Genomic DNA, 24,261 nt, shown 5'->3' with positions numbered 1-24,261 from the left:
GCCAGCGCGCGCATGGCGATGCCCGCGTCGCGCGACGCCGTCGCGTCCCCGCGAGCAGCCCCAATCCGAATGGGCATAATGGCGCCGATGCCGAAACAAACGCCCCTGCCTTTCCCCAACGCCGAGCTGGCCCGTCCGGACGGCGCCACGCCCAGCGCGACCACCGCCGACGACAGTCTGGTCGAGCCCGGAGCCGACCCGGCGACCGCGCCTGAGCCCAGCGAAGCCGACATCTTCACCGCCGAAGCCGGCACGTTGGCCGACGTAAGCGCGGACGCCGCAGCGCCAGAGCACGCCCCGGCAGAGGCCGAGCGGCCGCCGGCCGCCGAAATCGCAGCCGCCGAGCACGACCCGGACCAGCCCGAGCTGCCGATCCCGCCGCCGCCTCCGCCGCCGGTCGAGGCGCGCGCGCTACCGCCGGCGCGCCGCCCCTGGTGGGCCAAGCTGCTGGGCCGCCTGATGGCGCCGTGGGTGCAGCTGACCATCGAGCCCAAGTCGCCGTCCGAGCATGTGGCCGAGGAATGGAACGGCCGCCCGGTCTGCTACGTGCTCGAGGACTATGGCCTGTCCAATGCGCTGATCCTGGAGCGCGCCTGCCGCGAGAGCGGACTGCCCTCGCCGCTGCAACCGCTGCCGGGCGATCCGCTCGGCCGCAAACGCGCCTATGTCGCGCTGTCGCGCCGCAACGCCGGCGGCACCCTGGCGCCGCTGCAATCCCTGGGCGAATCGCTGGGCGCGGCCACGCCGCAACCGCCGCCGGCCAAGACCCACTCCGGCTCGCTCGCGCGCCTGCTCGATGCGCACCGCGCCGATCCGGAACTGGACGTGCAGCTGGTGCCGGTGTCGATCTTCGTCGGTCGCGCGCCCGATCGCAGCACGGGCTGGTTCTCGGTGCTGTTCTCGGAAAACTGGACCCTGGTCGGCCGCTTCCGCCGCCTGCTCGCGATCCTGCTCAACGGCCGTCACACCCTGGTGCGGTTTTCGCCGCCGGTCTCGCTGCGCGGCATCGTCGGCGAAGGCCTGCCGGCCGAACGCACGGTGCGCAAACTCTCGCGCGTGCTGCGCACCCACTTCCGCCGCATCCGCGCCGCGGTCATCGGCCCGGATCTGTCGACCCGGCGCCTGCTGGTCGATCAGGTGCTCGCGTCCGAGCCGGTCAAGGACGCGATCGCCGACCAGGCCCGACGCGACAACAGCTCGCCGGTCGACGCCTGGAAGAAAGCGCATGCGATCGCCTATGAGATCGCGGCCGACTATTCGCACCCGGTGGTGCGCTCGGCCAGCTTCCTGCTCACTCCGGTCTGGAACCGCATCTACCGCGGCGTGCTGGTCCACCACCTGGACAAGCTCAAGCAGGAAGCGCCCGGCTTCGAAGTGGTCTACGTGCCCTGCCATCGCAGCCACATGGACTATCTGCTGCTGAGCTACCTGCTCTACACCAAGGGCATCGTGCCGCCGCATATCGCCGCCGGCGCCAATCTCAACCTGCCCGTGGTCGGCACCATCCTGCGCAAGGGCGGCGCGTTCTTCCTGCGCCGCAGCATCCGCGGCAGCGCGCTGTATTCGGCGGTGTTCTCCGAGTACGTGGCGCAGCTGGTCGCGGGCGGCTATTCGATCGAGTACTTCATCGAAGGCGGGCGCTCGCGCACCGGCCGACTGCTGCCGCCCAAGGGCGGCATGATCGTGATGACCGTGCGCGGCTTCCTGCGCCAGCCCACCCGGCCGGTGCTGTTCCAGCCGGTCTACATCGGCTACGAGAAGCTGATGGAAGGCAACAGCTACCTCGACGAGCTGTCCGGCAAGCCCAAGGAAAAGGAATCGATCTGGCAGCTGCTGTGGGGCATCCCCAAGGTGCTGCGCTCCAACTACGGCCAGGTGGTGGTGAACTTCGGCGAGCCGATCCGGCTCAACGACGTGCTCGCCGAGCACGCGCCGGAATGGGACGGCCGACCGGTCGGCGAGGACGACAAACCGCAGTGGCTGTCGGACACCGTCGCCGCGCTGGCCGAACGCATCCAGGTCAACGTCAACCGCGCCGCCGACGTCAATCCGATCAACCTGCTGGCGCTGGCGCTGCTGTCCACGCCCAAGCACGCCATGGGCGAGGCCGACCTGCTGGCCCAGATCGCGCTGTCCAAGACCCTGCTGGCCGAGCTGCCGTATTCCGACCGCGTCACCGTCACCCCGCACACGCCGCAGGAAATCGTCGCCCACGGCGAAGAGATCAACGTGCTCGAGCGCATCGCCCATCCGCTGGGCGACGTGTTGGGCGTGGACGGCGAAGACAAAGCGGTGCTGCTGAGCTACTTCCGCAACAATGTGCTGCACCTGTTCACCGGCGCGTCGTGGATCGCGTGCTGCTTCCAGCACAACCGCCGCATGAGCCTGGCCGGCGTGCTGCGCCTGGGCCGCAGCGTGTACCCGTTCCTGCAGGCCGAACTGTTCCTGCCCTGGACCGAGGACGAATTCGCCCAGCGCCTGACGCTGACGGTCGAGGTGTTCATCCGCGAAGGCCTGCTGGAACGCGTGAGCGACGACGACGGCGGCATCCTGGCGCGCAACGCCGGCCAGACCGACGAAGTGTTCCGCCTGCGCGCGATCGGCCACTCGCTGCAACAGGCCTTCGAGCGCTACTACATCGCCATTTCGGTGCTGGTGAAGAACGGCCCGGGCACGATGTCGGCGGGCGAACTGGAAAGCCAGTGCCAGCTCGCCGCGCAGCGCCTGTCGCTGCTGTACGCGCCGGCCGCGCCGGAGTTCTTCGACAAGACCCTGTTCCGCGGCTTCATCCAGAAGCTGCGCGAGCTCAAGCTGGTCTGGCCCGACAGCAACGGCAAGCTCGCCTTCGACGCGCGCCTGGACGCCTGGGCCAAGGACGCCAAGGTCATCCTCGGCCGCGAGCTGCGCCACACCATCGAGAAGATCAGCCCCGAGATGGCCAAGCCGGCCGAAGCGCCGGCGCCGGCCGCCGCGGCGGAGTAAGGCGCCGGATACGCGGGCGACGACCGGATTCGCGATCGTCGCCGGCGCGGCGCGCCCTCAGGGATGAGCCGCCTTCGCCTCGGGCAGGCCGACTTCCAGCGTCAGCGACGCGTTGTGGCTTTCCCACAAGGTCGGATCGATCTTCTCGTGGAGGGTCACGAACAGCAGGTACAGGCCCGCCTGGCTCGGACGGAACGCGATCTCGCCGGCGGCGTCGGCGCGCAGGTTGCTGTCGCGCACGTTTTCCACGTCGTACAGATCGCCGTCGCGGTGGGTGACGTAGTGCTCGTTGTCCGCCACCACCACCATGCGCGCGTTCGGCACCGGCTTGCCGTCGCGCAGCACGCGCAGGCGTAGCTCGCCGCCCAGCATGAGACGGTTGGGCGAGGACAAGGGGATGATCTCCACGCCGGCGTTCGACGGACGCGGCGTGTACGCGGGCTCGCCCTTGGCAAGATAAGTGTCCGCGCTGCTGAAGTATTTCAGCGACGTGGCCGCGCCCTGTTTGCGCGCGATGTCGTCGGAGAAATAGAGCTTGCCGTCCGCGGTTTCCACGGCCTTGTACGTCGGCCCCGGACGCACGCCGGTGCTGATCCGGTAGGTACCGTCGTGCGCCAGGGTCGGCTCCAGATAGACCGCACCGCGGGTTTTCGCGCTGGCCTTGATCGCCGCCTGCGTGCCGTCCGGCGCGGTGATCGAGAAGTTCGGCGAGTCCATCGCGAAGTCGGCCTGGAACGGAAACTCCGTGAAGGCCGATTCCACCTGCACGCGTGGGTTGAGCACGTTGAACTGGTTGGGCTTGAGGAAGGGCACGTGCGCGGCGGCGGACGCGGTCGCCAGGCACAGGGCCAGGCCACCGAGGGCGGTCTTCAATCGGGTCATGGGGGATCCGGAATGGGGAGGGAATCGCGCCGACGATTCTAGACGCTGGTCGGCCCAAGCCCGGTGCGCGCTTGCTAGGATGCGACGTCGTCCGCCAGGAAGGATCCGATGAGCGTTTCCACCGCCAGCCCGGTCGCCGAGCGCGCGCCCGCGCAGCGCACCTGGTTGGAAATTCCGCTGCTCTCCGCGCGCCTGCTGTGGCGGCACTGGCCGGCGTTGGCGTTCTGGTTCTTCGCCCAGCGGGTCTGCTACGACCTGCTAATGAACCTGGCGGTCAAGCTGGGCGAACGCTCGGTGCTGATGTCCTTCGCCGCGCTGTCAGTGCTGATCGTGACCCAGTTGGTGGGCACCATCTTCATGTTCCAGTCGCTGCGCCCGTCGCTGCCGATGCTGGCCCACGGAGCGGTCACGCCGGACACCAAGGCGGTGCGCAAGCAATGGATCACCGCGCTGGCGATCGCGCTGCTGCCGTTCTTCGCCTACTACGTGGGTTGGGGATTGCTGGAAGGCCTGCGCCGCTACTTCGCCACCGCCTACCTCTTCAGCGTATGGGAACGCGAGGATCTGCTGCACGTGCTCAGCCTGAAGGGCCTGTGGATCGCGCTCGCGATCGCCTGGGCGGTGCGTTGGTTCAGCCAGCGCCGCGCCAAGGCCACCGGCCATGCCTCGTGGACCGTACTGGCGACGGTGTGCGAGGCCTACTGGGTGTTCGTGGGCGTGGCCGCGATCGGCCAGGCGATCCAGACCGGCAAGGACTGGTGGCACGAACGCGCGGTGTACGTGGCGGTGGGCGAATGGTGGGAAAGCCCGACCGCGCTGTTCCAACTGTTGGCGCCGGCCAAGCGCGCCTTGGCGCCGCTGTGGGATTTCCTGACCACCGCCGCCGGCGCGGTGGCGCTGCCGCTGATCTGGTTGGCGATCACCGCGATCGTGTACGGCATCGATCTGCGCAAGGCCCAGCGCCTGGACCAGGCGGATGCGCCACTGGAGCGCGCGGTCGCGCGCTTCAAGTCCATGCATTTCACCTTGCGCATGCTCGCCGACAAGGCCAGCGCGGGCTGGACCAGCAAGGGCGTGCCGGTGGTCAACAGCCTGCGCCTGGTGCTGCGCGCGGGCCTGCCGGCGCTGCTGACGCTGTGCGTGTGCTGGCAGCTGCTGGCGTATCTGGATTCGTGGTCGTGGCGCTGGATGCAGCAACTGGTCGGCCCCAAGGACCCGGCCTGGCAAAGCGTCGAGGGCCAGATCTACGCGGTGTTCCTCAACACGCCGCTGTCGTTCCGCACCTCGCTGCTGACCGACGTGTTGCGCGTGGTGCTGCTGGCGGCGACCTTCGATCGCGCGATCGCGCGCTTGCCGCGCGCGGGCTGAGACGATCGCTCACGGACTTCGCGCCGCGCTCTTACAACGAAAAATCGAGATAACGCCCGTCGGCTTTCTTGGTGTTCTTGAACTCGATGCGCGCGCTCAGCGCGTCCGGGCGCTGACCGCGCGGCAGCACGAATGCGTGCTGGAACGCGAACGGCTGCGCCGGCACCGCGATCACGCGCTTGAACGCGTCGTCGTAACCGCTGCCGCAGGTCTCCGGCAGGCGCGGCCCGGACAGGCGCGGCAGCGCGGCGCCGCCGGTGTCCCAGCGCCGCCCCTGGGCATCCACGATCGCGCCGCGGCATAGGTCGAGATCGCTGATCTTGGTGTCGGGATCGGGGATCACCTCGTAACGCAGCAGCAGCACCTCGGCATCCTTGCGCAGCGGCCCGCGCAGGCGCGGATCGCCGGCGATCATCGACTCGGCGGAGATCAACTTCCAGCGCGCGCCGGCGAAGGCGGTCCAATCGCCCTTGGCCGCAGTCACCGCCACGCTGGGATTGCGTTCGCGATACTGCCGCAGCGCATCGCGATAGGGCAGCCACAACGCCAGCGCGCCCAGCACGGCGGTGCCGAGCAGCCAGCCCGCGTTGCCTCGCCACCAGCCGGTCGCGGGGGCAGCGTTCGTCGTCGTCGGTGTGGCGTTCACAGGCGCAGGTCCAATACGGGTTTGGCGTCGGCGATCAGCTTGCCGGCGGTGGTTTTATCCAAGCCCAAGTCGACATCGACCAGACTGTCGCCCCCCACCGGCAAACCGTTGCCCCAATACAGCTGCAGGTGCGCGCCCTCGATCTGCTCCGGCGGCAGCTCGAAGAACCACGCGCCTTCCTCGGCCAGGCCCGGCGCCAGTTCGCGCTCGCTGAGGTTGAAGCCCTTGAGCTTGGGGCGTTCCTTGTTGGAAGCGACGTAAACCAATCCGTCGCGGGTGCGCAGCTGCGCGGTCAGGTAACCCGGACGCTGCAGCGCTTCGACCTTGGCCAGCACCGACAGCCACACGCCGGGGCTGCGCAGGGTGCGGTCCTCGGAATCGCCGTAGTCGCCCTTGAGCAGATAGGCATGGGCGACCTTGAGCCGGCCGACCTCGACCGCGAAATTGCGCCCGACCGCGCGCGCGGCCGGCGCCGATTGCAGCAGGGGCGCGTCGCGCTGTTCGTAATCGGACTGCCCCTTGCGCAGCGCGACCACCGCGACCAGCGCCAGCGCGATCCACAGCGCGTCGCGCCAACGCCAACGCAGCAGGGGCCGGCGCGGCGCGGCGGCGGGCTGCGACGCGCTCACGGCGCCACCCGCCGGTCGCGCAGGTCCTGCACGGGCAGATCAAGTTTGGCCAAGGGGTCGCCCTGCACCCAGGCGCCCTCGTCGTTGAGATGGGCCTTGGCCTTGTAGTCGCGCGCGAACAGGCCGAAGGTCTGGCGCGACGCGTAGACGTAATCCGGCGGCAGCTTCCAGACCAAATCCACGCGCTGAGTCATGCGCGGATGCAGATCGGCGATCACGCTGTGGTCGTCGGCCATCAGCAGATTGTCGGCCTGCACCGGCTCGCGCTGGGCCGATACCAGGATCAGGTCCTTGTGCGGATAACCGAAGCCGCCGAAGCTGCGTCCGGTGCGGTTCTCGATATCGGCCTGCAAAACCAGATAGAGCTGGTTCGGTTCGACCTGCCCACCCGGACGGTAGCGCGCCACCCAGGCGCGCAGCGGCGTCACCGCCATCGCGCCGGATTGCACGCGCTGGCCGGCCGAGTACTGCGGCAGGGGCTTGGTCTGGCTCTTGGCCCGCTTGAATCCGCCCAGTGCGAAAGTGACGACCAGCGCCACCGCGGCGAGGGCGGCGGCGGCTTGCCACCACGGGTTGCGCGCCGCGCCGATCAGTTCGTCCTTGTTCGCCATGCAATAGCCCGTTGCGAGTGCACGCACCGTAGCACAGGGCTAGCGACCGGCTGCAGCCACGCACGTCACCAAATGCGCACGACGGCCGCCATGCGCGCACGGCGCCGGCGGCGGCTTTCGCGAGCGGCGCCTAGGCCGGTTCGTCGGGAATCAAGGCGCTTTCCAGACGCGCGATGCAGTCCTTCAACCATAGCTTGCGCTTCTTCAAACGCTTGACCGTGAGTTCGTCGGCATCGGTGTCCTGGGCCAGGCGATCGATGGCCGCGTCCAGGTCGCGATGTTCCAGCCGTAGCTCGGCCAGCTTGCGTGCTATTTCGGCGGGATCGTCGCTTTCGATCATGCGCTGAGCTTAACGCGCGGCGATGGCGTCGCCATATGTCCGTCGCTCATCGCCTTACGCGCCGCCCTCCGCGCGCCGCATCGGATGCGTAAAACCGCCACACCCGTAGCACCCGAGCGGCACGCGGCCGACGCCTGTCCGCCGACTGAATAGTAAAAATTTCGTTCATATTTAGTTAGAAGATCGTTTGCCTATCCTGCAACCGCGGATCGCCCGCGCACCTAAGGAGAGGTCGATGGATCGGTTTTCGAATCGCTGGGTTCTGATATCCGCTTTCGCGTTGCTCGCCTGCGCCTCGCCGCTGGCCCTGGCCAAGAACGTGGTCATCCAGGGCGAGCGCGGCACCCGCTGGTGTTGTCCGGACGGCAAGAAGGGCCCGGACTGCAAGCAATTCCCGGCCGGCGTTCCGCTGGGCGCCGACTGCAAGCTCAATATCGTGATCGCCCCCGACCCCAGCATCACCCCGACCCAGGCGCCCGTGCGCGACAGCCACGAGCTGACGCTGAAGCCGGTGGCGGAGAAGAGCACGGCCCCGGTTCGCAGCAAGGAAGTACCCGCGCGCAAATGATCGCTCCCGCCGACCGCCCCGCAGAACGGGCGGCGGCTTTCGGCGGCAGGCGTCGGTTTTGCCGCCACGACGGCGCGGTCCACCGCGCCGTTCGTTTGGGCGCGGACCGGTCGCGGCCCAGGCTCGGATCGCAGCCGCCCCATGGCTGCCCGTAGAATGGACGGTCTGATGAGCACGATCCTGCCCCTAGCCGAACCCCAGCGCCACGTCCGCGCCGACCAGCGCCGCGGCCACGAACATCAGCGCCTGGGCAAACGCCTGCGCCACCAGGTCGGCCGCGCGATCGCCGATTTCGGCATGATCGAGGACGGCGACAAGGTCATGGTCTGCCTGTCCGGCGGCAAGGACAGCTACACCCTGCTGGACATCCTGCTGCAGTTGCAGAAGAAGGCGCCGGTCCGGTTCGAACTGGTGGCGGTGAACCTGGACCAGAAGCAGCCCGATTTCCCCGAGCACGTGCTGCCGGCCTACCTGGAATCGGTGGGCGTGCCTTACAAGATCCTCGAGCAGGACACCTACTCGGTGGTGACCCGGGTGGTGCCCGAAGGCAAGACCATGTGCTCGCTGTGCTCGCGCCTGCGTCGCGGCGCCCTGTACACCTACGCCGAGCAGGAAGGCTTCACCAAGATCGCGCTGGGCCACCACCGCGACGACCTGGTCGCGACCTTCTTCCTCAACCTGTTCTTCCACGCCAAGCTCAGCGGCATGCCGCCCAAGCTGCTGTCCGACGACGGCAAGCACGTGGTGATCCGTCCGCTGGCTTACGTGCGCGAGGACGACATCGCGCAATACGCCGCGGCGCGCGAATTTCCGATCATCCCTTGCAATCTGTGCGGCTCGCAGGAGAACCTGCAACGCAAGCAGGTCAAGAAGATGATGGACGCCTGGGAACGCGACACCCCGGGCCGGATCGAGACCATCGCCCGCGCCCTGGGCGATATCCGCCCTTCGCAACTGTCCGATCCCAAGCTGTTCGATTTTCTCGCCCTGGGCCGCCTCGGCCAGTTGCCGCTGCCGGACGCGCATGCATGGCTGGCCGGCGAACCGCACGAACAGGAAACGGGCACCGAGCCTGCGGCCATGTAAGACCCGGCCGCGGCTCCGCCCCGTTCCCCTTCCTCACTTTTCGGGACTTCGATGTTCTTTCGCAATCTGACGCTGTTCCGCTTCCCGACCACCACCAAACTCGACGAACTCGAAGCCGGCCTGGAGGAGTGCAAACTCAAGCCGGTCGGCCCGCTGGAGTTGTCCTCGCGCGGCTTCATATCGCCGTTCGGGCGCGACGCCGAGGCCATGTCCAACCGCATCCAGGACGCGATCTGGGTCAGCGTCGGCGGCGAGGACCGGCTGTTGCCGGGCTCGGTGGTCAACGACATGCTGGCCAAGAAGCTGGCCGAGATCGAGCAGAAGGAAGGCCGCAAGCCCGGCAGCCGGACCCGCAAGCGGCTCAAGGACGAGTTGATCGTCGACCTGCTGCCGCGCGCCTTCATCAAGCCCAGCCGCACTGACGCCCTGCTCGATCTGGAGCACGGCATCGTCGTGGTCGACACCTCCAGCCGCAAGAGCGGCGAGAACGTGGTCAGCGAGATCCGGCGCGCGCTCGGCAGTTTCCCGGCCCTGCCCTTGAACGCCGAAGTCGCGCCGCGCTCGATCCTGACCGGCTGGCTCGCCGGCGAACCGCTGCCCGAAGGCCTGACCCTGGGCGAGGAATGCGAGCTGCGCGACCCGATGGAACAGGGCGCGGTGGTCAAATGCCAACGCATGGAGCTGCAGGGCGACGAGATCAACAAGCATCTGGAAACCGGCAAGCAGGTCACGCGCCTGGCGCTGAACCTGGACGACCATGTGTCGTTCGTGCTCGGCGAAGACCTGGTGATCCGCAAGTTCAAGCTGCTCGACGGCGCGGTGGACACCCTGGAGAACACCGAGCGCGACGACCTGCGCGCCGAACTCGACGCGCGCTTCGCGCTGATGAGCGGCGAGGTCAAGCGGCTGTTCAACGTGCTGGAGCCTGCGTTGAAGTTGAGCAAGGCCGAGGCTTGATGGGTTGAGCCTGTGGTGAGGCCGGCCCGCGCGCTGGACTTCCGCCGCAGGCGCTGCCCTCATCCGCCCTACGGGCACCTTCTCCCGCCAGCGGGAGAAGGGACTGCAAACCTCGCATCGCGCTTACGCATTCCAGCACGCTTACGCCTTCCATCGCGCCTACGCGTTAGCCCCTCTCCCGCTCGCGGGAGAGGGGTTGGGGTGAGGGCCGCGCCCCGCCCCGCAACCGTCATCCCCGCGCGCTATCCTCTTCGCATGGCGGACTTCCACCCATGACCAGCCTGCTGCGCCTGCTCACCGGCCAGTCGCGACCGGTCGCGCGCGGCGTCGAGCGCGAAACGATCACCGTCGTGCTCGACGACGGCCGCAGCGTCGAACTGTTGCGCGTGCGCGATCCGCGCGCGCGCCGACTCAAGCTCAGCGTCGACGAACGCGGCGCGCGCCTGACCTTGCCGATGCGGGCCAGCGATCGCGCCGGCGAGCGCTTCGTGCGCGAGCACGGCGCCTGGCTGGCCGCGCAGTTGGACAGTACCCGCAGCGAGCACGCCGCGCTGCAGCCGCATGTGGATGCGCAACTGCCGCTGCGCGGCGAGCTGCGGCCGCTGCGCTGGAGCGTCGGCCGCTACCTGCGCATCGCCGAGGACGCCGACGGCGCCATCGCCATCGTCGCGCCCGAGGCGGTCGCACCGGCCGCGCTGCGCCGCGCGCTACGCGATTTCTACGAAGCCCAGGCGCGCGCCGACATCGGCCGCTGGCTGCCGAAGTATCTGCAGGGCCTGCCGCGCGCGCCCGCGCGCATCCGCCTGCGGGTGATGTCCTCGCAATGGGGCTCGCTGTCGCCCGACGGCGCGCTGTCGCTGGATCTGGCGCTGGTGCTGGCGCCGCCGGCCGCGTTCGAATACGTGTTGGTGCACGAGCTGTGCCACTTGATCCATGCCGATCACTCGCGCGCGTTCTGGCGCGAAGTCGAAGCGCGCTGTCCGCGCTGGCGCGACCAACGCGAGTATTTCCGCGCCGAGGGCCGTCCCCTGAAGGCGGCGTTGAACGCGCTGTGCGGCAAGACCTGACCGCCCCGGCGCTGGGGTAGGAGCGGCGTAAGCCGCGACCGCGCAGCTGCGGCCACGACGCAGGTCGCGGCTCGCGCTGCGCCCATTCCATATCGCGAGGCCTCGCTCTCTGTGGGAGCGGCGTAAGCCGCGATCGGTAGCTTGCGTCGCTTCGAACTGGGTCGCGGGCGGCCGAAATCGCGGCTTACGCCGCTCCCACAGGAAGCAGGCCGCGCCTTAAAGCGGCCGGGTCAGGAAATCGCCGATCGCGGCGGCGACCGCGGCGGGGTCTTCCATGTGCAGATGATGCCCGCCGGGCACGGCCACGCTTTCGCCGTGACGCAGCAGCGCGATGCGCGCGTTGCGCAGCTCGGCATTGAAGTACTGGAACGCGGGCTCGACGTAGATCACTCGCGTCGGGCACGCGATGGACGCGATCACGTCGCCGACCTGGGCTTCGGTCATGCGCACCGCGGTGGCCAGGGTCAGGCGCGGATCGCTGCGCCAGACGTAGCCGCCGGCCGCATCGTCGGCGTAGCGGCCGGCCGGCACCGGCGCGATGCCGCGCTCCACCAGCAGCCGCGCTACCGGTTCGCTGAGGCCGTTGGCCTGCATGCGCGCGCGCACCGCGGTGGCGACGTCGCCGAACACCCGCAGCTGCTTGCCCGACAGCGCGGCCTGATCGGCGAAAGCCTCGCGCAGACGCGCGGCGGTGCGGGTTTCGGCTTCGGACAAGCCGCCCAGGGCCTCGATCAGTTGCAGGCGCTCGATCCGTCGCGGCGCTGCGGCGGCCATCAAGCTGGCGGTCGCGCCGCCCATCGAATGACCGAGCAGGGCGAAACGGTCCCAGCCCAGCGCGTCGGCGACCGCGAACGCGGCACGCGCGGCGGCGATCAGGGTGTATTCGGCGGCCGGCGGCAGGTGCGCGCTGACGCCGTGCCCGGGCAGATCCGGCGCGACCAGGTCGAAACCGGCCAGATGCGGCGCCAGCGGCACGAAACTGGCCGCGTTGTCGAGCCAGCCGTGCAGGGCGAGCAGGCGCGGCGCGCCGTGCACGTTGTTGCGCAAGCCGCCGAGGCGGCCGAACGGCGTGTCGACGACGAACTCGCGCAGCGCCGGCGCGGCCGGATTGCCGTCGCCGCTCACGTCCAGCGCTCCAACTGCTCGCGCGCGATCGTCGCCAGCGCGGCCGCATGCGCGGGGCTGTCGTTGAGGCAGGGGATGTAGCGCAGCTCGCCGCCGCGATGGGCGAACTCCTCGGCCAGCATCATCGCCACCTCTTCCAGCGTCTCCAGGCAGTCCACCGCGAAACCCGGCGCGACCACGTCGACGCGGCGCACGCCGCGCGCGGCCAGCGCTTCCAACGTGGTGGTGGTGGCCGGCTCCAGCCAGCGCTCGCGCCCGAAGCGCGACTGGTAACTCAGGGTCCAGGCGTCGTCGGCCAGGCCCAGCGCCTGCGCGATCGCGCGCGCGCTGGCCTCGCATTGCTGCGGATAGGGATCGCCCTGGTCGGCCAGACGCTGGGGCAGGCCGTGGAAGGAGAACAGCAGGTGCTCGCCGGCGCCTTTGGCCTCGCGGTGGGCGCGCACCGAGTCGGCCACCGCGGCGACCCAGTCCGGGCTGCGGTAGTAGTCCTCGACCATGCGCGTGGTCGGGCCTTCGCCGCGCGCGATCACGTCGGCCACCGAGGCCGATGTCGAAGTCGAGTACTGCGGATACAGCGGCAGCACCAGCAGCCGGCGCACGCCGTCGGCGCGCAGCTGCTGCAGGCTGCGGCGCAGCGAGGGCTCGCCATAGCGCATCGCATCGAGCACGCGCACCTGCGGCAATTCGCGCTGCAATGCGCGCGCCAGGCGGCGGGTGTACACGGCCAGCGGCGAACCGCCGTCCTCGCCGGGGATCCAGATGCTGGCGTACTTGTGCGCGACCCGCGACGAGCGCAGCGGCAGGATCGCGAAGTGCAGCAAGGGGCACCACAGCCAACGAGTCAGGCTGACCACGCGGCGGTCGTGCAGGAACTCGGCCAGATAACGGCGCACCGCGGCGGCGGTCGGCGCCTGCGGCGTACCGAGATTGACCAGCAGCACGGCGGTGTCGGGCGCGGCTCCGGAAACGGAGTCGACGTGGGTGTCGGAGGTCGCGGGGGCGATGCTGGCGTCGGCGGGCATGCCTATAGGATGACAGCACCGGCGCGGCCGGGCAGCATGCGCGGGTCGCGTCGACCGCTGGCGACGGTTCCGTGGCGATTCATCGCCGCGTCACTAGCCTGAACCCTGGCGCGCTCGCGCGGTCGAACGCTGCGTCCGTCCGCCTTCCCCGCATTCCCCCGCCGGAGTCCGTCCATGTCCCGTCCGTCGCGTCTCGCCGTCCTCGTGCTCAGCCTGAGCTTCGCCGCATCCGCCGTCGCCGGCCCCGATGAGGACGCCCGTGCGCGCAACGCGGTACGCGTGCTCGGCGACATCCAGCAGATTCCGGAGTCGGCGATTCCCGACAAGCTGTTCGACGAGGCGCGCGCGATAGTCGTGGTGCCCGACACGCTCAAGATCGGCCTGGTGGTGGGCGGCCGCCGCGGCCATGGTCTGGTCTCGGTCAAGAATCCCGACGGCACCTGGTCCAACCCCAGCTTCGTCAAGCTCACCGGCGGCAGCGTCGGCTTCCAGGCCGGCGTGCAGTCCTCCGACATCGTGCTGGTGTTCCGCGGCGAGCGCGGCCTGGATTCGATCGTCAACGGCAAGGTCACCCTGGGCGCCGATGCCGGCGTCGCCGCCGGTCCGGTCGGGCGCAGCGCCGCGGCCGCCACCGACGGCCAGCTCAAGGCCGAGATCTGGTCCTGGTCGCGCGCGCGCGGCCTGTTCGCGGGCGTGGCGCTGGACGGCGCGGTGCTGCAGATCGACGACCAGGCCAACCAGGTCGTGTACGGCAACGGCACCACCCCGCGCATGATCTTCGAAGGCCGTTCGGCGCAGGCACCGTCGGAGGCGGTGGTCGATTTCCGCGACCGCCTGGAGGAAGCCAGCGCGACCGCGCGCGCCAACCGTCAGGAAGAACCGCGCCCGGCCACCGGCGCCACCGTCTATCCCTCGACCCCGGCTGCCGCCGCACCGGCTGCGCCCGTGGCCCAGCCGACCGCGCCGACCGAACCGGTCAACGATCCCAACCAGCCCAAGGTCGAGCCGCTGCCCTAAGCGCCGCGGCGGCCCATTCAGGCCCACCATGCCTGCGGTCACGGGTTCCGTAACAAGGCTTGCGGTATCCTCAGCGTCCCAACTCTGGCGGAATCACACATGGGCGGTTTGAGTCTTTGGCACTGGCTGATCGTGCTGGTGATCGTGGTGCTGGTGTTCGGCACCAAGCGCCTGAAGAACGTGGGCCAGGACCTCGGCGAAGCGGTGAAGGGCTTCAAGAAGGGCGTGCAGGACGAAGACAAGCCGGCCGCGCAGCTTCCCGACGAAACCCGGCGCGACGACGCCAACGCGCAGACGCGCAACGACGAACAAACCCCGCGCTGATACGCCTTTAGCGTTCCCCACGGCGGTCTCAAGGGCGTTCCCGGCGCGCGGTCATGTTCGACATCGGCTTTTCCGAAATCTTCGTCATCGCGGTCGTGGCCCTGCTGGTGCTCGGCCCCGAGCGACTGCCCAAGGCCGCGCGCTTCGCCGGTCTGTGGGTGCGGCGCGCGCGCGCGCAGTGGTATTCGGTGAAGTCCGAGCTGGAAAACGAGTTGGCCGACGAGGAACTGCGCCGCAGCCTGCGCCAGACCCAGGCCGATCTGCGCGAGGCCCAGGAAAGCCTGCGCAACCAGATCCACGACAGCCGCGACACCGTCCAGCGCGAATTGCGCGACGCCGAACGCAGCGTCGACGCCTTGAACGACGCTCCGGCCTCCACGCCGACCGCCGAGCCGACCGCGCTCCCCGCCGCCTCCACCGCATCGGTCCAAGACGATGAGCGACGCTGACCCGCGCGCCGCCGCGTCGGCCGAGGACGAGGCCGCCGCCGAACCGCGCCTGCTCGATCATCTGATCGAACTGCGCGCGCGCCTGCTGCGCGCGGTGGTCGGCCTGCTGATCGTGTTCCTGGCGCTGATGCCGTTCGCCTCGGAGATCTTCTCCGCGCTGGCCGGCCCGCTGCTGGGCAAGCTGCCGGCGTCGGGCAAGCTGATCGCCGCCGATCCGGCCGGCGGCTTCTTCGTCCCGGTCAAGCTGGCGTTCTTCACCGCGCTGTTCGCGACCGTGCCCTGGCTGCTCTACCAGGCCTGGGCCTTCGTCGCGCCCGGCCTGTACAAGCGCGAGAAGCGCCTGGCCCTGCCCTTGCTGGCTTCGGCGGTGACGCTGTTCTACGCCGGCTGCGCCTTCGCCTATTTCCTGGTGCTGCCGGCGGTGTTCGGCTTCCTGGTCAAGTTCACCCCGTCCGTGGTCGCGATGACGCCGGACATCGGCAAGTACCTGGACTTCGTGCTGGTGATCTTCCTGGCCTTCGGCGCCAGCTTCGAGCTGCCGGTGGCGCTGGTGATCCTGGTCCTGCTGGGCTGGGTCACCCCGCAGCAGTTGCGCGAGGCGCGCGGCTACGCGGTGGTCGGCATCTTCGTGATCGCCGCCGTGATCACCCCGCCGGACGTGGTCTCGCAGCTGATGCTGGCGATCCCGATGTGCGTGCTCTACGAGCTGGGCATCGTCGCCGCCAGCTGGATCAAACCGCGCGAAGCCGCCGAGAGTTGATCCCGCCGTAAGGCTTTGGGGTAGGAGCGGCGTGAGCCGCGACCGCGCCACCACCACCCGCCCGCAATCGCCACACTCGGCAAAGCCGCGCCCGCGGAGCGCGCATCCGCGCGCCGGTACCGCCTTCCCGCGTCACCGGCGAGACGCTGCGATGCAAGCACGCCGCTGACGCGATTGCTGCAATGCACAATAATGCGATATCCCTCACTGCCTTGGACCCGTCATGCCCGACTCCGGCATCCCGACGTCGCCCACGCTGTCGCCGCGCCAGATCGGACTGATCCTGTTCGCCCTGGCGATGGGCGGCTTCGCCATCGGCACCAGCGAGTTCGTGGTGATGGGCCTGATGCCCGACATCGCGCGCGGCCTGGCGGTGACCGAGCCGCAGGTCGGCCATGTGATCAGCGCCTATGCGCTGGGCGTGGTGGTGGGCGCGCCGCTGCTGGCGATCCTGGGCGCGCGCCTGCGCAGACGTTCGCTGCTGCTGGCGCTGATGGCGTTCTACGCGCTGGGCAACGTCGCCAGCGCGTTGGCGCCGAACTATCCGACCATGCTGCTGTTCCGTTTCATCGCCGGCCTGCCGCACGGTGCCTATTTCGGCGTCGCGGCGCTGGTGGCCGCGGCGATCAGCCCGCCCGAGCAGCGCGGCGTCGCGGTCAGCCGGCCGTTGCTGGGCCTGGCGATCGCGCTGCTGATCGGCAACCCCTTCGCGACCTGGCTGGGCCAGGCGCTGGATTGGCGCTACGCCTTCGGCCTGGTCACCGCGATCGCGGTGCTGACCGTGGTGCTGGTCGCGCGCCTGCTGCCGCCGGATCCGGCCGAGCCGCGCCAGGACCCGATCCGCGAACTGCGCGACTTCAATCGCGCGCCGGTGTGGCTGACCCTGGGCATAGGCGCGATCGGTTTCGCCGGCATGTTCTGCGTGTTCGGTTACTTGGCCCCGACCCTGATCCACGTCACCGGCGTGCCCGAGTCGTGGACGCCGTTCGCGCTGATCGCGTTCGGCATCGGCGGCATCCTGGGCAATCTCGCCGGCGGCTGGCTGTTCGACCGCCTGCAGTTCCGCGCCGCGGCGGCGGTGCTGCTGTGGTCGACGCTGGTGTTGCTGCTGTTCCCGATCGCTTCGCAATCGATGTGGACCATCCTGCCTGCGGTGATCGCGGTCGGCACCATGGGCGCGCTGGCGCCGGTGCTGCAGGCCCATCTGATGGACGTGGCGGCCGACGCCCAGACCCTGGCCGCGGCCTCCAACCACTCCGCCTTCAACGCCGCCAACGCGCTCGGCCCGTGGCTGGGCGGCATGGCGATCACCGCAGGCTACGGCTGGACCTCGACCGGCTACATCGGCGCCGCGACCGCGGTGGCGGGCCTGCTGATCTATCTGTGGGCGCGCCGCGATCTGCGGCGCACGGCGCCGTTGGAGTCGCCGGCGTGTTGATATTCGGTCGCGACGCGGCCGCTTAGCCGCGCCTCGGATGCCAGGATCGGGGCGTTGGCGGCCCGGCCTCAGGCTTCGATATGGCCGTCGCTGCCGGTGCCGGCCGACGCCGCCGGCAGCGGCGCTTCGCCGAGCAGACCGCGCCAAGCGTAATACACCACACCGCCCATCAGCGGCAGCATCACCGACATCAGCAGCAGCTGAGCGACGAACATCGCCGGCATCTGTCCGATCGCCAGCGCCAGCACGTACATCAGCAGATTGCAGGCCAGGCTCATCGCGAACACAGCGATGAACAGCAGCAGGGTCATCATCAGCAGCGCGCCGAGGTTGCGCATGCAGGCGCGGAAGCTGACCGCCATCGCTGCGAACGCGCCGCGCTCGGTGAACATCACGTCGGGGATCGCGAGGAAAGTGAACAAGCCCGCGACCAAGCCGACCACCAGCGCGACCAACAGCCAGCCCATCATCCGGCCCGCCGGCAGCTTCTGGGCGAGCTCGGGGTCGGGGTTGGTCTTCATCTGCTCCATCACTTGCGCGATGTGTTCCAGCTGCGCCGGACCGATCATCACCACCAGCAGCACCACCAGCACGGCCAGCGCGATCAGCTGCGGCAGCAGCATCGCCAGCAGACGGCCGCCACGGCCTTCGCGCAGACCTTGCAGCAGGTGACCCGGCGCGGCGCTGCGGCCCTGGTCGACCTCGCGCGCAGCGTAGATCACGCCGCCGAACAGGATCGGGCCCAGCACCGCCAGCACCAGGCTCATCCAGACCTGGCCGGTGAACGAGGCTAGCGCCGACAGCCCGCCCCAAATCAGGCCGAGTATGCTCAGTGCCACTGGCGCCTTGCGCAGCAGGGCGAAACCGCCGAGCACCCATTCCGCTCCGGCCGAGAGCGGTACCTTGCGAATCTGCGTCATTCCGATCTGTTCCCCGGCCCTAGGGCCTGTAGTTACCGCATGCGTTCGTATCGCCGGGACCGCTTCAGCGGCCGTGCAAGCCGCGCGCGTGATGCACGAACCGGCGCAGCACGCGGCGCGCGTGCGGCGTGGCGGTGATGTTGCCGGCGATGGTCTTCGGGCAATGCCCTTCGCGCTGCAGCGCGACTTTGCGCGCCTGCACATAGCCACGCATGTGGGTGGCGCTGAATTCGGGATGGAACTGCACGCCCCAGGCGCGATCGCCCCAGCGGAAGGCGTGGCAGGCGTCGTGCGGCGAGCGCGCCAGCACGGTCGCGCCGTCGGGCGCGCGCAGCACGGTCTGCAGATGCGTGGCCTGGGCCTCGAAACGCGCGGGCAGGCCGCCGAACAGCGGATCCTCGCTGGCCTGCGCGTGCAGCTCCAGCGCGATCGTGCCCATCTCGCGGCCCTGCGGGTGATCGCCGACCTCGCCGCCCAGCGCATGCGCGAGCAGCTGGTGGCCGTAGCAGATGCCCAGCAACGGCATACCCGCGTGCGCGGCCTCGCGCAGCCAGGCCGCGCTGCGTTCGCTCCACTCGGCGCGGTCGGTGACCATGGCGCCGGAGCCGGTGACGATGGTGCCGGCGAAGCCCTCGCGCGTGGGCAGCGGCTCGTCGGCCTCGACGTTGACCGTCACCGCCTGGTCGCGCTCCAGACCCGCGGCCACGCGGATCCAATGCGGAAAGCCGCGGTGGCGGCGCATCGTGGCGACCGGCTGACCGGTCTCGAGGATCAAGAAGGGGGCGCTGTTCATTCCTGCGGGGGCAATACCGATACGACTTCGGGAATTGTAGTCAATCCCAAGGCCACCTTTTCGGCCGCGGCCACCCGCAGCGAACGCACGCCCTCGGCGGCGGCGGCGCGGTTGAACGCGGCCAGGTCCAGGTCGGGCCGGATCATCCGGCGCAGGGCGGGCGTGATCGGCAGCAGTTCGTACAGGCCGACCCGGCCCAGGTAGCCGGTGCGGCGGCATTCCAGGCAGCCGACCGGGGCCTGGGCGCCGGCGCCGGAGGGCGGCGCCTGGCCGATGCCCAGCAGGGCCTGCCATTCGGCCTCGCCCAGCGGGCCGGGACGCTTGCAGTGCGGGCACAGGGTGCGCACCAGGCGCTGCGCGAGCACGCCGTTGAGCGTGGATGCGACCAGGTAGTGCGGCACGCCCAGGTCGAGCAGGCGGGTGATCGCCGAGGCGGCGTCGTTGGTGTGCAGGGTCGACAGCACCAGGTGGCCGGTCAGCGCGGCCTGCACCGCCATCTGCGCGGTCTCCAGGTCGCGGATCTCGCCGATCATGATGATGTCGGGATCCTGGCGCAGCAGGGTGCGCACGCCGCTGGCGAAGTCCAGGTCGATCGACGGCTGGACCTGCATCTGGTTGAACTCGGGCGCGATCATTTCGATCGGGTCCTCGACGCTGCAGACGTTCACGTCCGGCGTCGCCAGCTGCTTGAGCGTCGAATACAGGGTGGTGGTCTTGCCCGAGCCGGTCGGCCCGGTGACCAGCACGATGCCGTGCGGGCGCTGCACCAGATCGTTCCAGCCGGCCGATTCCTGGGCGCTGAAACCCAGTTGATCGATCGACTTGAGCGCGGTGTCGGGATCGAACAGTCGCGCCACGCACTTCTCGCCGAACGCGGTGGGCATGGTCGACAAACGCATTTCGACCTCGCGCCCGCCCGGCGAACGCGTCTTGATGCGGCCGTCCTGCGGGCGCCGGCGCTCGGCCAGGTCCATGCGGCCCAGCACCTTGATGCGGCTGACCACCGCGTTCATCACCGGCGGCGGCATCTCGAACACCTTGTGCATCACGCCGTCGATGCGGAAACGCACCCGGCCGATGTCGCGACGCGGTTCCAGATGGATGTCGGACGCGCGCTGCTCGTTGGCGTACTGCAGCAGCCAGTCGACGATGTGGACGATGTGGTGGTCGTCGGCGCCGACCTCGCCGACCCGGCCCAGCTCGACCAGCTGCTCGAAACTGGGCATGCCGGTGTTCTGTTCGCGATTGCCGTCGCGGGCGCCGCGCACCGAGCGCGTCACCCCGAAGAACTCCATGGTGTAGCGGTGCAGGTCCAGCGGATTGACCACCGCCAGCTCGATCTCGCGCCGGGTCAGGTGGCGCACGTCGGGCAGCCAGTCCAGGTCGTTGGGCTCGCTGGTCGCGATCAGCACGCGGTCGGCGCTCACCGCCAGCGGCAGGATCCGGTGCCGGCGCGCATAGGCGTGCGAGACCACCGCGGTCGCGGCCGGCACGTCCACGCGGGTCGGGTCGATGCGCAGGTAGCGCAGGCCGGTGACCTGGGCCAGCCACTCGCTCAAGCGCTCCAGGCCCAGATCGGTGCCCGGGGTCTGGCCGGAGGCGAGTTTGAGGTTGGCGATCAGCACCAGCGGGTGCACGTCGCTGGCGTGGCGGGCGCCGGCCGGCAGTTGCACGCGCTTGACGTCGTCCGGACCGATCAGGCCGTCCTCGGCCAGGGCCGCGGCCACCCGCTCCAGGCTCAACCGGCCCGGCGGCAGACGCGGCGCGCCGCGACCGGGCGCGGCCGTGGATTCGGAACCTTGCCGATATTCCACCGGGTACCGCTCCTGCCTGCTCAGACATCATGGGGGCGGCCGCTATACTAGCGCGCCCCGTGCAGGGCACTCTTTGAACATGTCTGCGAAATCGCCAGCGACAGGGACGAACGCACCCACGTTCCAGCAGCTCATTCAGCGCCTGAACGCCTATTGGGCCGATCGGGGCTGCGTGCTGATCCAGCCTCTCGACCTGGAAGTCGGTGCCGGCACCTTCCATCCGGCCACGTTCCTGCGCGCGCTGGGCCCGGAGCCGTGGAATGCGGCCTATGTGCAGCCCTGCCGCCGTCCCACCGACGGCCGCTACGGCGAAAACCCCAACCGCCTGCAGCGCTACTACCAGTACCAGGTGGCGATGAAGCCCAGCCCCGACAACATCGTCGAGCTGTACTTCGATTCGCTCAAGGCGTTGGGCGTGGATCCGCTGGTGCACGACCTGCGCCTGGTCGAGGACAACTGGGAATCGCCGACGCTGGGCGCCTGGGGCCTGGGCTGGGAAGTGTGGCTCAACGGCATGGAAGTGACCCAGTTCACTTATTTCCAGCAGGCCGGCGGCCTGGAGTGCCGCCCGGTGCTGGGCGAGATCACCTACGGCCTCGAGCGCCTGTGCATGTACCTGCAGAACGTCGACAACGTGTTCGACCTGGTCTGGACCTATGGCCCGGATGGCACGCCGGTGACCTACCGCGACGTCTACCACCAGAACGAAGTCGAGCAGAGCGCCTACAACTTCGAGCATGCCGATGTGGATGAGCTGTTCCACCGCTTCGACGCCTGCGAGCGCGAAGCGATCAAGCTGATCGAACTCGGCCTGCCGCTGCCGGCCTACGACCAGGTCTGCAAGGCCAGCCATTCCTTCAACCTGCTCGATGCGCGCCGCGCGATCAGCGTAACCGAGCGCCAGCGCTACATCCTGCGCGTGCGCCGCATCGCCCAGGGCGTGGCCGAGGCCTATCACGCGCAACGCGAAAAGCTGGGTTTCCCCGGCTTGAAGCGCGGCGATGCGCAGGAGGCCGCGTGATGTCCAACGCCACCTCCCTGCAGCCGCTGCTGATCGAACTGGGCACCGAGGAACTGCCGGTCAAGGCCCTGCCCGGCCTGGCCCAGGCCTTCTTCGACGGCGTGATCGACGGCCTGGCCAAGCGCGGCATCGCCTTCGACCGCAACGGCGCCAAGCCGCTGTACACGCCGCGTCGCCTGGCCGTGCTGCTGCCCGGCGTCGCCGTCGAGCAGCCCGAGCAGAAGTCGGAAGTACTGGGCCCGTATCTCAACATCGCGCTCGACGCCGACGGCCAGCCGACCAAGGCCCTGCAGGGCTTCGCCGCCAAGGCCGGCATCGACTGGACCCAGCTGGAGAAGACCAGCGACAACAAGGGCGAGCGTTTCGTCCACCGCGCGATCAAGCCCGGCGCGCAGACCCGCGACCTGCTGCAGGACGTGATCCGCGACGCGCTCGCGGCCATGCCGATTCCCAAGCCGATGCGCTGGGGCGATCACGACTACGGCTTCGCGCGTCCCGCCCATTGGCTGGTGGTGCTGCTGGGCAAGGACGTGGTCGAGGCCGAAGTGCTGGGCGTGCGCAGCGACCGCATGAGCCGCGGCCACCGCTTCATGCACGACAAGCCGGTGTGGTTCAGCACCGCGACCGATTACGTCGAGTCCTTGCGCGGCGCCAAGGTATTGGTCGATCCGGACGAGCGCCGCGAGCGCATCGTGCTGGAAGTCCAGAACGCCGCCCGCGTCGGCGGCGGCAGCGCGCGCATCGACGATGGCATCCTGGAGGAGGTCAACGGCCTGACCGAATGGCCCAAGGCGATCGCCTGCGGCTTCGAGGCCGAGTTCCTGGCGGTGCCGCAGGAAGCGCTGATCGCGACCATGGAAGCGAACCAGAAGTTCTTCCCGGTGCTGGATGCCGGCGGCAAGCTCAGCGAGCGTTTCGTCGGCATCGCCAACATCGAAAGCCGCGACGAGTCGGAAGTGCGCAAGGGCTACGAGCGGGTGATCCGTCCGCGCTTCGCCGACGCCAAGTTCTTCTTCGTCGAGGACATGAAGCAAGGCCTGGGCTCGATGAACGAGGGCCTGAAAACGGTCAAGTACCAGGACAAGCTGGGCACCGTCGCCGACAAGGTCGCGCGCGTGGCCGCGCTGGCCGAAGCGGTGGCCGAGGCCGCGGGCGTCGATCCCGCGCTCGCGCGCCGCGCGGCGGAACTGTCCAAGGCCGACCTGCAGTCGCGCCTGGTCAACGAGTTCCCGGAACTGCAGGGCATCGCCGGCCGCTACTACGCCGCGGTCGAGAACGAGCCGCTGGAACTGGCCGCCGCGCTCGACGAAGCCTACATGCCGCGCTTCGCCGGCGACGCGATCGCGCCGTCCAAGCTGGGCCAGGTGCTGGCGATCGCCGAGCGTCTGGACACCCTGGCCGGCGGCTTCGCCGCGGGCCTGAAGCCGACCGGCAACAAGGACCCGTTCGCGCTGCGGCGTAATGCCTTGGCGCTGGCGCGCACCCTGATCGAGGGCGTCCTCGATCTGGACCTGCTGCGCTCGCTGGACAGCGGCCACAACGGCGCCACCGAGGCGATCGCGCGCAACGAACTGCTGAGCAAGGACGATGGCAAGCGTAGCGGGGCGCCCAAGAGCGACGCCCGCAGCGCCGCCGAGCAGATCGCCGAGCTGCAGGACTTCGTCTACGACCGCCTGCGCGGCTACTACGCCGACAAGGGCGTGCCCGCGCAGCAGTTCGAAGCGGTGTCGGCGCTGCGTCTGGGGTCGCTGGTCGACCTCGACCGACGCCTCAAGGCCATCGCCGAGTTCGCCAAGCTGCCCGAGGCCGAAGCCCTGGCCGCGGCCAACAAGCGCATCCGCAACATCCTCAAGAAGGTCGAAGGCGAACTGCCGACCGCGATCGATCCGGCGCTGTTCGCCGAGAACGCCGAGCGCGAGCTGGCCGAGGCGGTGGATGCCGCCGTCGCCGACACCGATCCGCTGCTCGCGCAGCGCGACTACGTCGCCGTGCTCGGCCGCCTCGCGCGCCTGCGCCCGCAAGTGGACGCGTTCTTCGATGGCGTGATGGTCAACGTCGACGACCCGGCCGTGCGCAACAACCGCCTGGCCCTGCTCAAGCGTTTGTCGGACCGACTTGGCAGCGTCGCGGCGATCGAGCATTTGTCGATCTGATCCGCGACTCGTCCGAGTCGCGCTCTTGATGCAAGCCCTTTGATAAAAGGGCAAGCGAATCTGCTGCCCCCTTGGAAAAAGGGGGCGGCGGGCGCGCAGCGCACGCGGGGGATTCGCTGTTGCTGTTGCTCTCACGCTTAGAAGCAAATCCCCCCTAGCCCCCCTTTTCCAAAGGGGGGAAGCAAATGCAAAGGGGTGTGGGCGTGCATTCGATGCGCCTGCACATTGCATCACGCGCGCTTAACACGATGCTCGGCCGCCACGCGCGCGCAAGCAATGCCCGTCTTCG

22 protein-coding genes and 1 pseudogene are annotated in these 24,261 nt (G+C 69.4%); 13 read left to right on the top strand and 10 right to left on the bottom strand.

The window, feature by feature from the left end; translation table 11 throughout:
* Window positions 1-78 precede the first annotated feature (78 nt).
* The gene (gene plsB, locus ASE43_RS07745; RefSeq protein WP_057160067.1) at window positions 79-2,982 is read left to right on the top strand and encodes a glycerol-3-phosphate 1-O-acyltransferase PlsB; all 2,904 of its coding nucleotides are present in this window, start codon (window positions 79-81) and stop codon (window positions 2,980-2,982) included.
* Window positions 2,983-3,039: 57 nt separating this feature from the next.
* On the opposite strand, the gene ASE43_RS07740 is transcribed toward plsB, so the two are convergent.
* Window positions 3,040-3,864, bottom strand: a complete 825-nt coding sequence (locus tag ASE43_RS07740; protein WP_157499751.1) for a DUF4198 domain-containing protein — start codon at window positions 3,862-3,864, stop codon at window positions 3,040-3,042.
* 108 nt (window positions 3,865-3,972) lie between these two features.
* Here ASE43_RS07740 and ASE43_RS07735 point away from each other — a divergent pair, with 108 nt between their 5' ends.
* A complete protein-coding gene (locus ASE43_RS07735; RefSeq protein ID WP_056177645.1) occupies window positions 3,973-5,232 on the top strand; it encodes a hypothetical protein in 1,260 nt (419 codons plus the stop codon).
* A gap of 31 nt (window positions 5,233-5,263) precedes the next feature.
* Here the strand turns inward: ASE43_RS07735 and ASE43_RS07730 are convergent, their stop codons facing one another.
* From ASE43_RS07730 to ASE43_RS07715, 4 genes are all read right to left on the bottom strand, one after another.
* Entirely contained in the window at window positions 5,264-5,878 is a 615-nt protein-coding gene (locus ASE43_RS07730; RefSeq protein WP_057160066.1) for a hypothetical protein, read from the bottom strand.
* Entirely contained in the window at window positions 5,875-6,507 is a 633-nt protein-coding gene (locus tag ASE43_RS07725; protein ID WP_057160065.1) for a hypothetical protein, read from the bottom strand. Before ASE43_RS07725 ends, ASE43_RS07730 begins: the two co-directional genes overlap by 4 nt.
* Complete coding sequence (locus ASE43_RS07720) at window positions 6,504-7,118, bottom strand: hypothetical protein (RefSeq protein ID WP_057160064.1); 615 nt, start codon at window positions 7,116-7,118, stop codon at window positions 6,504-6,506. The genes ASE43_RS07725 and ASE43_RS07720 overlap by 4 nt, the downstream gene beginning before the upstream one ends.
* A 130-nt stretch (window positions 7,119-7,248) precedes the next feature.
* Complete coding sequence (locus ASE43_RS07715) at window positions 7,249-7,455, bottom strand: DUF465 domain-containing protein (protein ID WP_056179808.1); 207 nt, start codon at window positions 7,453-7,455, stop codon at window positions 7,249-7,251.
* Between the two features lie 238 nt (window positions 7,456-7,693).
* Here ASE43_RS07715 and ASE43_RS07710 point away from each other — a divergent pair, with 238 nt between their 5' ends.
* The 4 genes from ASE43_RS07710 (at window position 7,694) to ASE43_RS07695 (ending at window position 11,136) form a co-directional block, all read left to right on the top strand.
* Entirely contained in the window at window positions 7,694-8,026 is a 333-nt protein-coding gene (locus ASE43_RS07710) for a hypothetical protein (protein ID WP_057160063.1), read from the top strand.
* A gap of 156 nt (window positions 8,027-8,182) precedes the next feature.
* Window positions 8,183-9,112 carry a tRNA 2-thiocytidine(32) synthetase TtcA gene (gene ttcA / locus ASE43_RS07705; RefSeq protein WP_056177635.1) on the top strand — a complete coding sequence of 310 codons (930 nt, stop codon included), beginning with the start codon at window positions 8,183-8,185 and terminating at the stop codon, window positions 9,110-9,112.
* Between the two features lie 51 nt (window positions 9,113-9,163).
* On the top strand, window positions 9,164-10,069 hold the full coding sequence (locus ASE43_RS07700) for a recombination-associated protein RdgC (protein WP_056177633.1): 906 nt from the start codon (window positions 9,164-9,166) through the stop codon (window positions 10,067-10,069).
* A gap of 272 nt (window positions 10,070-10,341) precedes the next feature.
* Window positions 10,342-11,136, top strand: coding sequence for a SprT family zinc-dependent metalloprotease (locus ASE43_RS07695; protein ID WP_057160062.1), 795 nt, complete (start codon window positions 10,342-10,344; stop codon window positions 11,134-11,136).
* A gap of 216 nt (window positions 11,137-11,352) precedes the next feature.
* Here ASE43_RS07695 and ASE43_RS07690 read toward each other — a convergent pair whose 3' ends face one another.
* Together ASE43_RS07690 and hemH are read right to left on the bottom strand one after the other, a co-directional pair.
* Window positions 11,353-12,228: an alpha/beta hydrolase gene (locus ASE43_RS07690; RefSeq protein WP_057160625.1), complete on the bottom strand. Its 876-nt coding sequence runs from the start codon at window positions 12,226-12,228 to the stop codon at window positions 11,353-11,355.
* A gap of 29 nt (window positions 12,229-12,257) precedes the next feature.
* A complete protein-coding gene (gene hemH / locus ASE43_RS07685) occupies window positions 12,258-13,283 on the bottom strand; it encodes a ferrochelatase (protein WP_082607170.1) in 1,026 nt (341 codons plus the stop codon).
* Window positions 13,284-13,457: 174 nt separating this feature from the next.
* Here hemH and ASE43_RS07680 point away from each other — a divergent pair, with 174 nt between their 5' ends.
* The 5 genes and pseudogenes from ASE43_RS07680 to ASE43_RS07660 all read left to right on the top strand — a co-directional run bounded on the left by ASE43_RS07680 (window position 13,458) and on the right by ASE43_RS07660 (window position 17,271).
* Window positions 13,458-14,300 carry a lipid-binding SYLF domain-containing protein gene (locus tag ASE43_RS07680; RefSeq protein ID WP_082607169.1) on the top strand — a complete coding sequence of 281 codons (843 nt, stop codon included), beginning with the start codon at window positions 13,458-13,460 and terminating at the stop codon, window positions 14,298-14,300.
* A gap of 99 nt (window positions 14,301-14,399) precedes the next feature.
* Complete coding sequence (gene tatA / locus ASE43_RS07675) at window positions 14,400-14,624, top strand: Sec-independent protein translocase subunit TatA (protein WP_056177630.1); 225 nt, start codon at window positions 14,400-14,402, stop codon at window positions 14,622-14,624.
* Window positions 14,625-14,677: 53 nt separating this feature from the next.
* Window positions 14,678-14,914 (top strand): annotated as a pseudogene (gene tatB / locus ASE43_RS22535) (Sec-independent protein translocase protein TatB); the annotation flags it as partial.
* A 145-nt stretch (window positions 14,915-15,059) separates the two neighbouring features.
* On the top strand, window positions 15,060-15,833 hold the full coding sequence (gene tatC / locus ASE43_RS07665; RefSeq protein WP_056177626.1) for a twin-arginine translocase subunit TatC: 774 nt from the start codon (window positions 15,060-15,062) through the stop codon (window positions 15,831-15,833).
* A 223-nt stretch (window positions 15,834-16,056) separates the two neighbouring features.
* Window positions 16,057-17,271 carry an MFS transporter gene (locus tag ASE43_RS07660; protein ID WP_057160061.1) on the top strand — a complete coding sequence of 405 codons (1,215 nt, stop codon included), beginning with the start codon at window positions 16,057-16,059 and terminating at the stop codon, window positions 17,269-17,271.
* Between the two features lie 68 nt (window positions 17,272-17,339).
* On the opposite strand, the gene ASE43_RS07655 is transcribed toward ASE43_RS07660, so the two are convergent.
* From ASE43_RS07655 to ASE43_RS07645, 3 genes are all read right to left on the bottom strand, one after another.
* Window positions 17,340-18,191 carry a BPSS1780 family membrane protein gene (locus ASE43_RS07655; RefSeq protein ID WP_056177622.1) on the bottom strand — a complete coding sequence of 284 codons (852 nt, stop codon included), beginning with the start codon at window positions 18,189-18,191 and terminating at the stop codon, window positions 17,340-17,342.
* 64 nt (window positions 18,192-18,255) lie between these two features.
* Entirely contained in the window at window positions 18,256-18,984 is a 729-nt protein-coding gene (locus tag ASE43_RS07650; RefSeq protein ID WP_057160060.1) for a glutamine amidotransferase, read from the bottom strand.
* Entirely contained in the window at window positions 18,981-20,798 is a 1,818-nt protein-coding gene (locus ASE43_RS07645) for a GspE/PulE family protein (protein WP_057160059.1), read from the bottom strand. The genes ASE43_RS07650 and ASE43_RS07645 overlap by 4 nt, the downstream gene beginning before the upstream one ends.
* 79 nt (window positions 20,799-20,877) lie before the next feature.
* Between ASE43_RS07645 and glyQ the strand changes: the two genes are divergently transcribed.
* A complete protein-coding gene (glyQ, locus tag ASE43_RS07640; protein WP_057160058.1) occupies window positions 20,878-21,819 on the top strand; it encodes a glycine--tRNA ligase subunit alpha in 942 nt (313 codons plus the stop codon).
* Window positions 21,819-23,972, top strand: coding sequence for a glycine--tRNA ligase subunit beta (gene glyS / locus ASE43_RS07635; RefSeq protein WP_056177615.1), 2,154 nt, complete (start codon window positions 21,819-21,821; stop codon window positions 23,970-23,972). Before glyQ ends, glyS begins: the two co-directional genes overlap by 1 nt.
* Window positions 23,973-24,261: the final 289 nt, after the last annotated feature.

Source organism: Lysobacter sp. Root983 (genome assembly GCF_001429345.1).
GTDB lineage: Bacteria > Pseudomonadota > Gammaproteobacteria > Xanthomonadales > Xanthomonadaceae > Lysobacter.
The sequence above is the reverse complement of the archived record's forward strand: the minus strand, read 5'-3'. Positions and strand labels throughout refer to the sequence as shown.

Excerpts from the sequence above, each read along its gene's own strand:
- plsB (WP_057160067.1), top strand. The coding sequence starts at position 79 with ATGGCGCCGATGCCGAAACAAACGCCCCTGCCTTTCCCCAACGCCGAG.
- ASE43_RS07740 (WP_157499751.1), bottom strand. The coding sequence starts at position 3,864 with ATGACCCGATTGAAGACCGCCCTCGGTGGCCTGGCCCTGTGCCTGGCG.
- ASE43_RS07735 (WP_056177645.1), top strand. The coding sequence starts at position 3,973 with ATGAGCGTTTCCACCGCCAGCCCGGTCGCCGAGCGCGCGCCCGCGCAG.
- ASE43_RS07720 (WP_057160064.1), bottom strand. The coding sequence starts at position 7,118 with ATGGCGAACAAGGACGAACTGATCGGCGCGGCGCGCAACCCGTGGTGG.
- ASE43_RS07710 (WP_057160063.1), top strand. The coding sequence starts at position 7,694 with ATGGATCGGTTTTCGAATCGCTGGGTTCTGATATCCGCTTTCGCGTTG.
- ttcA (WP_056177635.1), top strand. The coding sequence starts at position 8,183 with ATGGACGGTCTGATGAGCACGATCCTGCCCCTAGCCGAACCCCAGCGC.
- ASE43_RS07700 (WP_056177633.1), top strand. The coding sequence starts at position 9,164 with ATGTTCTTTCGCAATCTGACGCTGTTCCGCTTCCCGACCACCACCAAA.
- ASE43_RS07695 (WP_057160062.1), top strand. The coding sequence starts at position 10,342 with ATGACCAGCCTGCTGCGCCTGCTCACCGGCCAGTCGCGACCGGTCGCG.
- hemH (WP_082607170.1), bottom strand. The coding sequence starts at position 13,283 with ATGCCCGCCGACGCCAGCATCGCCCCCGCGACCTCCGACACCCACGTC.
- ASE43_RS07680 (WP_082607169.1), top strand. The coding sequence starts at position 13,458 with ATGTCCCGTCCGTCGCGTCTCGCCGTCCTCGTGCTCAGCCTGAGCTTC.
- tatA (WP_056177630.1), top strand. The coding sequence starts at position 14,400 with ATGGGCGGTTTGAGTCTTTGGCACTGGCTGATCGTGCTGGTGATCGTG.
- tatC (WP_056177626.1), top strand. The coding sequence starts at position 15,060 with ATGAGCGACGCTGACCCGCGCGCCGCCGCGTCGGCCGAGGACGAGGCC.
- ASE43_RS07660 (WP_057160061.1), top strand. The coding sequence starts at position 16,057 with ATGCCCGACTCCGGCATCCCGACGTCGCCCACGCTGTCGCCGCGCCAG.
- ASE43_RS07655 (WP_056177622.1), bottom strand. The coding sequence starts at position 18,191 with ATGACGCAGATTCGCAAGGTACCGCTCTCGGCCGGAGCGGAATGGGTG.
- ASE43_RS07650 (WP_057160060.1), bottom strand. The coding sequence starts at position 18,984 with ATGAACAGCGCCCCCTTCTTGATCCTCGAGACCGGTCAGCCGGTCGCC.
- glyQ (WP_057160058.1), top strand. The coding sequence starts at position 20,878 with ATGTCTGCGAAATCGCCAGCGACAGGGACGAACGCACCCACGTTCCAG.
- glyS (WP_056177615.1), top strand. The coding sequence starts at position 21,819 with ATGTCCAACGCCACCTCCCTGCAGCCGCTGCTGATCGAACTGGGCACC.